Source organism: Gordonia sp. ABKF26 (assembly GCF_041103195.1).
Lineage (GTDB): Bacteria > Actinomycetota > Actinomycetes > Mycobacteriales > Mycobacteriaceae > Gordonia > Gordonia terrae.
In genome coordinates, this window is sequence record NZ_JBGCVZ010000003.1 from 1777320 (window position 1) to 1789333 (window position 12014).

2 protein-coding genes (1 of these 2 only partly in view) are annotated in these 12014 nt (G+C 69.5%); both read left to right on the forward strand.

Translation table 11 applies throughout. The features are described from left to right. Positions 1-8196, forward strand: coding sequence for an amino acid adenylation domain-containing protein (locus AB4Z55_RS08600; RefSeq protein WP_369519550.1), 8196 nt, complete (start codon positions 1-3; stop codon positions 8194-8196). Further along, positions 8193-12014: the beginning of a non-ribosomal peptide synthase/polyketide synthase gene (locus tag AB4Z55_RS08605; protein ID WP_369519551.1), read on the forward strand. The gene runs 36423 nt beyond the window's last position; the window shows 3822 of its 40245 coding nt (coding positions 1-3822); its start codon is at positions 8193-8195; its stop codon lies off the right edge, out of view. The genes AB4Z55_RS08600 and AB4Z55_RS08605 overlap by 4 nt, the downstream gene beginning before the upstream one ends.

The following is a 12014-nucleotide window of genomic DNA, read 5'->3' on the forward strand; positions in this document are numbered from 1 at the left end:
GTGGCAATCGCCGATTACCGTGCTGATACGCCGGGTGACGTGGACGAGACCGTTCAGGTCCTTCCGCTCACCGCGGCGCAACGCGGCATGTGGTTCGCCGAGTCGCTGTCGTCGGAGTACTCGGTCAACATCGCTCAGTACGTGGACATCCGCCACGCGCCGGGCGGACTCGACGTCGAACTGTTCGCCCAGTGCTGTGTCGACGTGGGCAAGCTCGTCGAGTCGCCGTTCGTCCGTTTGACCGAGATCGACGGCATCCCGATGCAGTACGTCGATGTCGACTTCGATCAGACCGTCGACATCCTGGACTTCCGGTCCGAGCCGGACCCGGTTGCGGCCGCGACGGCGTGGATGCAGGCCGAGTACCGGCAACCCGTCGATCTCCTCAACGACCAGTTCATCATCGTCTCGATCCTGCTGATCTCCGACGAGCGCACGTTCTGGTACAACCGTGCCCACCACATCATCATCGACGGCTATGCCGCGTTGTCGATCATGCGTCGGACCGTCGACCGCTACAACGCGCTCCGGCGGGGCGAGGAACCGCGCGACAAGGCGCCGGCCACGATGGCCGGGATCGTCGAGTACGAAGAGGCCTACCAGGGCAGCACCCGGCGCGAGACCGACCGTGCGCACTGGCTCGAGCGCGTCGCGGATCTGCCGGAGCGGGTGACGCTGTCGAAGGCCGGCAGCACCGGGTCGCTCTCCTTCGACAACGTCGTCTCGAGTGCCGCGCTCGATCCGGAACGGCAGCGTCGGTACGAGACCCTCGCCGGCGGGCTGAACAGTTCCCTGGCCGTTCTGATGACGTCCGCATTCGGTGCATTTCTCGCGCGGATGAGCAACCACGACGACATCGTCCTGAGTCTTCCGGTCACCGGTCGGGCCACCGCCAAGATCAAGATCTCCGGTGGCATGGTGTCCAACATCCTGCCGATCCGGTTGCGCGAGGTGGCGTCGAAGTCGGTCCGCGAGCTGATCCAGACCGCCCAGCTCGAGCTGACCGGCGCACTGCGTCACCAGCGGTACCGGTCCGATGACATCCGGCGTGACGCCGGTCTCGACCAGAGTTCGGTCTCGTTCGGACCCACCATCAACATGGTGTTCTTCGACGAGCAGGTCGCCATCGACGGCACCGACATGGAGTACCGGATCCTGACCTCGGGCATCCTCGAAGATCTCCTGATCAACCTGTACCAGTCGAGTCCCGGCGCCCCGCTCGTCGTGGACCTGCACGGCAACCCGCACCTGTACTCACCGGCCGAACTCGATGCGCTGCACGGTCGGTTCCTGACATTCCTCGACCGGTTCCTGTCCGACGCCGCTCTCGACCTCCCCGTCGCCGAGGTCGGCCTGCTCGTGGACGACGATCACCGGTTGCTCGAGGCCCTTCCGCAGCCTCGTCCGCGGACGAGCACGTCGACCCTCGTCGAGTTGTTCGACGAGGTCGCGACCGCCCATCGTCACCGGGGAGCCGTCTCCGATGCCGACGGCGTGACGCTGAGTTACGCCGAACTCGCGAGCCGTTCGGACGCGGTGGCGCGGTCGCTGAGCGCGCGGGGGATCGGTGCGGGCGATCTCGTGGGCGTCGCAACGGCGCGCGACACGAGTCTCGTGGTCGTCATGCTGGCCGTGCTGAAGGCGGGTGCGGGGTATCTCCCGTTGGACACCGGCAACCCGGAGGAGCGGCTGCGTCACATCGTCGACGACGCCGCGCCGGCATGCCTGGTCGTCTCCGACGGCGATCGGCCCACGTGGGCGGGGGAGTGTGCGGTCGTCGAGACCGGGCAGCTCCTCGCCGAGGCGCAGACGCCGGAGGTCGCGGCGGCCCCGGTGCCGCGCGGGCCGGCGACGCCCGAGGCGACGGCCTACGTCATCTACACGTCCGGCTCGACCGGGACGCCCAAGGGCGTCGAGATCGTGCACCGCAATGTGGCCACGCTGCTCGAGGCGGCCGGGGCCGACTTCGACTTCACGCCCGAGGACGTGTGGTCGGTCTTCCACTCCTACGCCTTCGACTTCTCGGTGTGGGAGATCTTCGGTCCGCTGCTCACCGGCGGACGTGCGGTGATCGTGGACCGCATGGTCGCCCGCGCGCCCGCCGAGTTCCTGCAACTGCTCGCCGACGAGCAGATCACGGTGGCGTCCCTCACGCCGTCGGCGTTCAGCATCGTCGCCGATGTCCGACGCCGCACCGGGACGTCGTTGGCGTTGCGCTACATCGTCTTCGGCGGCGAGGAACTGCGCTTCGACGAGGTGCACAACTGGTACGAGTCGTTCGGCGACGAGATCGAACTCGTCAACATGTACGGCATCACCGAGACGACGGTCCACGTCACCTATCGTCCGCTCGATCCCGATCTCGTCCGCGGCGAGAGCGCCAGCCTCATCGGCCGCCCGCTGAACTCGTTGGGCCTGCGGGTCCTCGACAACCGCCTGCAGCCGGTCCCCGAGGGTGCCGTCGGTGAGATCTACGTCGTCGGTGAGCAACTCGCGCGGGGATACCGCAACCGCCGTGGGCTCACGGCCACCCGCTTCGTCGCCGATCTGAACGGCACCGGCGAGCGGATGTACCGCTCCGGCGACCTCGGCCGGCGTATCGGCACCGACGTCCAGTACCTGGGCCGCGCCGACACCCAGGTCCAGTTGCGGGGCTTCCGGGTCGAGCTCGGTGAGGTCGAGACGGCGTTGCGCGCGGTCGACGGGGTCGCCGCGTCGGCCGCGGTCGTGACCGATGCGGCATCGGCCGGCGGGGCGAAACTGATCGGCTATGCGGTCGTCGAAACCGACTGCGGGCTCGACGAATCCGCGATCCGCGAGCAGGTCCGCGCCCATGTGCCCGGCTACATGGTGCCCGACGTCGTCATGCTCATCGACGAGCTACCCCTCACCGCGAACGGCAAGCTGAACCGGCAGGCGCTACCCGCTCCGGTGTTCGCACGCGACGAGCGGGTCGCCTACGTCGCGCCGTCGACCCCGCGTGAGCGCGAAGTGGTCGCCATCGTCGAAGAGCTGCTCGATATCGAGCCGATCGGGTTGCAGGACAACATCTTCGCGCTCGGGGCGGATTCGCTGACCGCGGCTCGGCTGGCGTCGCGCCTGCGCACCGTCGCCGGCCTGGACATCAAGCTGGCCAATGTCTTCGAGAGTCAGAGCCTCGGGGACATCATCGGAGTCGCGACACCGGTGGCCGATGACGCCGCCACGCGGCGGCCGGAACTCGTGCCGCAGCCGCGACCGGATAGGATTCCGCTCGCGTTCAGTCAGCGTCGTCTCTGGTTCATCAACCGGCTGGATCCGACGTCGGCGGCCTACAACATCCCGGGGGCGGTGCGGCTCGGCGCCGACGTCGATGCCGCCGCACTGGCCGCCGCGATCGACGACGTCATCGCGCGGCACGAGCCGTTGCGGACGACGTTCCCGGACGAGGACGGTGAGACCTACCAGTTCATCCACTCGGCCGAGGCCGCCGCCGCGGCCCGGCTGTTCGACGTGGTCGACGTGGCACCGGTGGACACCGAACGCAGGCTCGCCGACTTCGCTGTGACCGGCTTCGACCTGAACTATGAATATCCGGTCCGCGCACGACTTTTCCGCGCCGTGGCGCCCGACGGGACGCTTGACCACGTCCTGATCGTCGTCATGCACCACATCGTCGGCGACGGTGCCTCCCTCGGTCCGCTGATCACCGACGTCCTGACGGCATACGGTGCGCGCCTCGCCCGCCGGGAGCCGGCCTGGCGCCCGCTGCCGGTGCAGTACGCCGACTACGCGCTGTGGCAGCGCGAGGTCCTGGGGGACGCCACCGACGAGACCTCGCTGATGTCGGCGCAGGTCGACTTCTGGCGCACCGAGCTTTCCGGGATGCCCGAGCTGATCTCGTTGCCGACCGATCGGGCGCGGCCCATCCGCCCGTCCGGCGCGGGCGGGTACGTCGACACGCTTCTCGACGCCGAGACGGTCGCCCGGCTGCACGCGGTGGCCGCCCAGCACGGGGTGACCGTGTTCGCGATCTTCCACGCCGCACTCGCCGTGGTGCTGTCGCGCCTCAGCGGCAGCGACGACGTGGCGATCGGCACCGCGATCGCCGGCCGGGACGAGCCCGAGCTGACCGAGCTGATCGGCATGTTCGTCAACACCCTCGTGCTGCGCACCCGGGTGCACCCCGACACCGACCTGACGAAGCTGCTCAACGAGGCCAATCACACTCGCGCGCAGGCCCTCAGCAATGCCGACGTGCCGTTCGAGCAGGTCGTCGACGCGGTGGGTGCCCGCCGCTCCACGGCGCATTCCCCGCTGTTCCAGGTGGAACTGGTGATGCAGCACGACCAGGTCGAGCGGCTCTTCGAGGACGAGGCGGGCATCAGCCTCATCGACGCGCGCGCCCCGTTCGCCAAGTACGACCTGTCGCTCAGCGTCGTCGAGTACTCCGACACCGGCGACCACGCGGGCCAGATCTCGGTGGCCTTCGGATACGCGCGGGATCTCTTCGACGAACCCACCGTGGAACGCTTCGCCGGATACCTCCACGACGTACTCGCCGCGATCGCCGGGTCGCTCGAGGTCGACGACGCCGGCCGCTCGTTGCGCGTCGACGACCTCTTCGCGTTTCCCGAGACCGAGGTGGACACGGTCCGGGCGTGGTCACGCGGCGCCCCGCGCGAGCTGACCGCGCCCGATCTGGCGTCCGCGCTGCTCGCCGGGTACCGGCAGGACCCAGACGCGGTCGCACTGGTCTTCGCCGACCGTGACCTCACCTATGCCGAATTCGCTTCGCGGGCATCGGCTCTCGCGCGCCGGCTGGTCGACGACGGCGTCGGCCCGGATGTCGCGGTGGCCGTGTGCATCCCGCGGTCGGTGGAGCTGCTGGTCGCGGTGCACGCGATCGTGCTCGCCGGCGGTCAGTACGTGCCGCTGGACACCGAGGCGCCGGTCGACCGTGCCGACTACATGCTCGAGACCGCCGGTACCCGGCGCGTCCTGGTCGGGCCGGGACCCCGCCCCGCCGTCGTGGACGATCTCGCCGACCGCGTGACCGTCACCGTGGTCGACGCCTCGGCCGAAGCGGACGCGCAGGTCGAGGTGTTCGCGCCGGGCGAGCGACGCGTGCCCCTCGGCCCGGAGAACGCCGCGTACACGATCTTCACGTCCGGCTCCACCGGGCGGCCCAAGGGTGTCGTCGTGTCACATCGCGCGATCGTCAACCGCCTCGACTGGATGCAGGAGCACTACACGCTCACCCAGCGCGACGTGGTGCTGCAGAAGACGCCGGTGACGTTCGACGTGTCGGTGTGGGAGCTGTTCTGGCCCTTCATCTCCGGCTCCCGGCTGGTGGTCGCGGTGCCCGGCGGGCACGGCGACCCGTCCTACCTCGTCGACATCATCCAGGGCGAGGACGTCACGACGCTGCACTTCGTGCCGTCGATGCTGTCCACCTTCCTCGACGTCGTCGGCGCCGACCGGCTCGCCGAACTGAGCTCGCTGCGTCAGGTGTTCACCTCTGGCGAGGCCCTGACCGCCTCGACCGCGGGCGGCCTGCGCACCGCGTTGCCCGCCGTCGGGCTGCACAACCTGTACGGGCCGACCGAGGCTGCCGTCGATGTCACCGAACACAACGTCCGCGGTTCGGAAACGGTCGTGCCGATCGGGCGGCCGGTGCCGAACACGACGATCCACATCCTCGATCACCGGTTGCGGCCCCTTCCGGTCGGTGTGCCCGGCGAGATCTACCTCGGCGGCGTCCAGCTGGCACGCGGGTACGTCTCCCAGGGCCGGCTGAGCGCGGAACGCTTCGTCGCCGACCCGTACGGTCCGGCCGGATCGCGTCTGTACCGCACCGGCGACCTCGGCAAGTGGAGTCCGGTCGGGGAGATCGAGTACCTGGGCCGCAACGACTTCCAGGTGAAGTTGCGCGGTCAGCGCCTGGAGCTCGGGGAGATCGAGTCGGCGCTCATGTCGGTGCCGGGGATCGTGCACACGGCGGTGACGGTCGCCGACCTCGCGTCGGGGCAGAGCCTCGTGGCCTACTACTCGCCGGACTCCGTCACCCCGGCCGACGCCCAGTCGCACCTGAACGGGACCGTCCCGGAATTCATGGTGCCGACGATCTGGATGCCGCTGGCGACCATGCCGCTGAACTCGGCGGGCAAGGTCGATCGCAAGGCGCTGCCCGCGCCGGTGATCGAGACCGCCGAATTCGTGCCGGCGAGCACCGAGACCGAGCGGGTGATCGCCCGGGTCTTCGCCGATGTCCTGGGCGTGGACCGGATCAGTGTTGCCGAATCGTTCTTCGACCTCGGCGGCAACTCGCTGAGCGCGACCAAGGTCGCCGCCCGGTTGTCCGCCGACCTGGAGGTCGACATCCCGGTCGCCGCAGTCTTCGACGCCCCGTCGGTGCGGGCGATGGCGACCTTCGCCAGCGACCACGGAACCCCGTCGCGCCGTCCGCGTCTGGCGGCGCGCACGCACGGCGACCGCGCACCGCTGTCGGCCGTGCAGCGCGGGATGTGGCTGATCAACCGCGCCGACCCGGCATCGCCCGCCTACAACGTGGCGATGGCGCTGCGGCTGTCGGGACAGCTGGACACCGACGCGATCGGCGGCGCGATCGAAGACCTCATCGACCGTCACGAGTCGATACGGACGCGGTACCCGCTCGTCGACGGCGAGCCGATGCAGGTCGTGCTCGACCGGGACGCCGCGCTGGACCTGCTCGAGCGCAGCGTCGTCGATGTCGACGGCGATCCGGTACCGGTGATCGCCGAATTCACCGGCCGCGGCTTCGACGTCACCGTCGCACCGCCGCTGCGGATGACGTTGCTGCGACTCACCGACACCGAACACATCCTGGTCTTCGTCGTGCATCACATCACCGCGGACGGCGCCTCGATGCTGCCGCTCGCCACCGACGTGATGACGGCGTACTCGGCGCGCGTGTCCGGCCGGCGGCCGGAGTGGGCGCCGCTCGCGGTGCAGTACCTGGACTACACGCTGTGGCAGCAGGAGTCCCTCGCGGTCACCGGACCCGACGGGACAACCGAGGCGGACCGTCAGCTCGCGTACTGGGCCGACCGGCTCCGCAACGCACCGGCCCGGCTCGAGCTGCCCACCGATCGGCCGCGTCCGCGGACCCCGTCCTTCATCGGCGACGAGGTGCGCTTCGACATCGATGGCGGCCTGGTACGCAAACTCGAGGCGGTCGCGCGCCAGCACAACGCGACGCTGTTCATGGTGATGCAGACCGCACTGGTGGTGTTGCTGAGCCGGCTGACCACCCAGCGCGACATCGTGATCGGCACGCCGTTCGCCGGGCGGGGTCAGCCCGAGCTCGACGGCGTGGTCGGGATGTTCGTCAACACGCTGGCCCTGCGCTCGCGGCTGCAGGACGAGGAGAAGTTCGCCGAGCTCCTGCAGCGTGTCCGCGACGAGGATCTGGCCGACATGGCGAACGCCGAAATCGCGTTCGATACGATCGTGTCATCTGTTCTTTCCTCTCCGCCCACCAGTTACAACCCGATCTATCAGGTGATGTTCGCCTACCAGAACTTCACCATCCCCTCGCTCGACATGGACTCGATGACGATTTCCCCGGTATCCGAGCAGTTGACCCCAGCCAAGGTGGATCTCCAGCTCACGTTGTTCCCGGACGATTTCGGTGCACCGGCAGCAAAGGACGCTGATTCAATGACGGGCCAGTTGATCTACGCCGCCGACATCTTCACCAAGAGCACGGTCGAGACCTATGCGCAGCGTTATCTGCGTGTCCTCGAGGAGGTGTCGGAGAACCCGCAGGTGCTGGTGGGTGACATCGACATCGCGACCGCCGCCGAGCAGGTGGCGGCCGATGAGATCGCCGGCGCCGAACTCGCGGTCGCGCTCCCCGACCTGGTCGCCCGGGCCACGGCCGCCGCGCCCGACGCCGTCGCGGCCGCACACCAGGGGGCAGAGGTAACGTTCGCGGTGCTGTCGTCGATCAGTGATGCGATGGCTGCCGCACTCCCGGATCCGGACTCGGCCCTCACCACCGCGCTGATGAGCATGTTGCCGGGCCTCGCTGTGTCGGGGCCCGACGCGCTCGGTGACGTGCTGGGCGATCTCCGCACCAACGCCCTGCGAACACTGGACGGGGCCGTGTCCGGAGGCGGGTCCCGCGGGAACGAAGCAGTGCAGTCGACCAAAGGAATGACTCAGACGTGACCGATGTCGATTCAACGGCCTCCAACATCTCTCTCACCTGGGGCTCGCGGCCTTCGACACTGCACCTGATCGCCTTCTCGGCCGGCGTTGCACCTTCCGAGACCGCCTACGAGGCGGTGTCCGGCCCGGTCACCTTCGGTGAGCTGTACGCGCGCGTGTCGGCGACGGCCGGCGTCTTCATCGCCCAGGGCCTCGACACCGAGGCCGCAGTGGGCGCCGGGGTCACCCAGACCGAGGCGGCCCCCGGTCGTGCGCCCGCCGAGATCGCCGACGCCACCCGGCGCGCGATCGCGCTCACCCGCGAGCGTGCACTGGAACTCATCGGCAGCACCGACCTCGGTTCGCTGCCCGGACTCTTCCGCTCGGCCGTCGCTCGCCATGCCGACCGTCCGGCGGTCGGCGACGCGACCGGGGCAGTGCTGTCCTATCGCGAACTCGACGAGCAGTCCGACGCGCTGGCCGGCGGACTCCGCGCGGCCGGTGCCGGCCCGGGCCGCCTGGTCGGCGTGGCGCTCCCGCGCCGGACCGAGCTGATCGTGGCCCTGCTGGCCGTCCTCAAGACCGGGGCGGCGTATCTGCCGCTCGACCGCTCCCAACCGGTCGCCCGCGCGCAGTCGATCATCGACGACGCCGCGCCGCTGCTGGTGCTCACCGACGCGGAGCTCGCCGCGACGTGGGATGTCATCGATGTGCGGTTTGTCGCGCCCGGGGATCTGCCGGCCGGGGCCCCTCAGGGAGCACCGGGGGCAGCGGAGACCGAGGCTTTCGACGACCGGCTGCCGGCCTACCTGATCTACACATCCGGTTCGACGGGCAAGCCGAAGGGTGTCGTCGTCTCGCACCGCGAGGTCGTCGCGCTGATGAAGGCCGCGGCCGAAGAATTCGCGTTCGGGCCGGAGGACGTGTGGACGCTGTTCCATTCGTACGCCTTCGACTTCTCGGTCTGGGAGATCTGGGGACCCCTCGTGACCGGCGGGCGCGTCGTCGTCGTCGATCAGGACACGACGCGGGATCCGGAAGCCTTCGTCGACCTCCTCGAGACCGAGCGGGTCACGGTGCTGAGTCAGACGCCGTCGGCGTTCTACCAGCTCATCGCCGCACAGCGGGCCAAGCGGGCCGCACTCGCGTTGCGCTACATCGTATTCGGTGGCGAAGCGCTGAGTTTCGAGCAGGTCCGGCGCTGGTTCGACGACAACCCGGCCGACCCGGCGCAGCTGGTCAACATGTACGGCATCACCGAGACCACGGTGCATGTCAGCTACCGCGCCCTGGACCGCGCCGCGGTGTCGGCCGGGGACGCGTCGTTCATCGGACGACCGCTGTCGTCGCTGGACATCCACATCCTCGACTCGCGGCTGCGGCCGGTGCCCGAGGGTGTCATCGGCGAGATGTACGTCACCGGAACGCAACTCGCGCAGGGATACCTCCGACGGGCTGGTCTCAGTGCCACGCGCTTCGTCGCGAATCCGTTCGCGCCCAACGATTCCGGTGACCGTATGTACCGGACCGGCGATCTGGCGCGCCGCGTCGGCGACGACATCGAGTACCTAGGGCGTGGCGACGCCCAGGTCCAGCTCCGCGGCTTCCGCATCGAATACGGGGAGATCGAGGCCGCGCTGGTGGGCCTCGACGGGATCTCGGCCGGTGCGGCCAACGTCGTGGATCTGCCCGATCGTGGCGAGATCCTGGCCGCCTACGTGGTTCCGGAGCCGGGCGTCGAGGTCGACGAACAACTGGTCCGCCGTCGTGTAGCGACCGCGGTGCCGGAGTACATGGTCCCCGACGTCGTGATGGCGGTCGAGCGGCTGCCGCTGACCCAGAACGGCAAACTCGATCGCGGCGCACTGCCGCGTCCGGTGCTGGCATCGACGACCGAGTTCGTCGCGCCCGAGGACGACACCGAGACAGCCCTGCGGGATATCTTCGCGGAGGTGCTCGGTCTCGAGGACATCAGCGTCGTGGAGTCGGTCTTCGACGTCGGCGGCAACTCGCTGCTGGCCGCCCGCATCGTCGGCCGCGCCGCGGAGACGCTCGGCGTGGACCTCACCGTCCGGGACCTCTTCGATGCCCCGACGGTTCGCGACCTCGCGCTGGCCGCCGCCTCGAAACGACCGGGGCTGCCGCCGATCGAACCCGTCGCCGCGCGTCCGGACCGCGTCCCGCTGTCGCTCGCGCAGCAGCGGATGTGGTTCATCAACCGCTTCGATCCGTCCTCGCCGGCCTACAACATCCCGATGGTGCTGAAGCTGTCCGGCAGCGTCGACGCCGCTGCTCTGCGTGAGGCGTTGCTCGACGTCATGACGCGTCACGAGGTCCTGCGCACCACCTACCCCGAGTTCGATGGCGAGGCCTACCAGCTCGTCCACGAGCCGGCCGCGGCAGCCGCGATGCTCGACTGGCGCGACGTGCCGGAATCGATGCTGCCCGAGGTGATGCTCGGCGGATTCGACCTGGTTACCGAACTCCCTGTGCGCGTGGGCTTCTCCCGTCTCTCGGACTCCGAGGCGGTCCTCGGGATGGTCGTGCACCACATCTCGTGCGATGGCGAGTCCCTCGCGCCGCTGGTGACCGATCTGATCACCGCGTACACCGCGCGGGTTGCCGGGAACGCACCCGAGTTCCGGCCGTTGCCGGTCCAGATGGCCGACGTCGCCCTGTGGCAGCGGCGCGTGTTCGGTGCCGCGACCGACGACTCCTCGCTCATCGGGGCCCAGCTGCAGTACTGGGCGCGGCAACTCGACGGCGCGCCCGACGTCGTGGAGTTGCCCACCGATCGACCGCGGCCCGCGGTCGCCTCCCAGCGCGGAGCACGCGTCGAGTTCGCTGTGCCGCAGCATGTCTCCGAGCGTGTCGCGCGGCTGGCCCGCGATCGCGGACTCACCCCGTTCATGGTGGCGCATGGGGCCCTCGCGGTGCTGCTGTCGCGCCTGTCGGCGACCGAGGACATCACCGTCGGCACGCCGATCGCCGGGCGCGGGCAGTCGATCCTCGACCCGATGGTCGGCATGTTCGTCAACACCCTGGTCCTCCGCACCGGCGTCGACCTGTCGGCCGGTTTCGACCGGTTGCTCGACGACGTCCGTCGCACCGATCTCGAGGCTTTTGCCAACGCGGACATCCCGTTCGAGGCGGTCGTCGAACGGGTGAACCCGATGCGCACCGAGGCCTACGCCCCGCTGGCGCAGGTGTGGCTCGCCTTCGACCAGTCGGCCATCGCCGATCTGGCATCCCAGACGCTGACGATCGGGGAGGGCGGCGGTCTGGCCGTCACACCGGTCGAACCGCATGACCTGTCCGCTCGGGTCGACCTGACCGTCGGGATCGCCGACAACGGGGACAACTGGCTGGGATCGGTGCTCTACGCGACCGACCTGTACGACGCCGAGACGGTCCGTCTCTTCGCCGACCGGTTCGTCCGGCTCCTCGACACCCTGACGGCAGACCCGGCGGCGCCCGTCGGCGATGCCGATCTGATGACCGCGGCCGAACACGCGGTACTCGACCGGTGGGGCGGCGCCGCCGCGCTGCCCGAGCCGGCCGTGACGGTTGCCGATGCGCTGGCAGAGTCGTTCGCGCGCAACGCATCCCGGGCGGCGATTCGCGCCGACGGTCGCACCCTGGACTACGCCGAGTACGGAGCACTGGTCCATGCGTTCGCGCAGACCCTCCTGCGGCGGGGAGTCGGGCCGGACGTGCCCGTCGCGGTCGGCGTGCCGCGATCGGTCGAGATGCTGGTCGCGATCCACGGGATCGTGCTCGCCGGTGGAACGTACGTGCCGCTCGATCCGGAGGCGCCGGCGGATGTCGTCCGCCGGCAA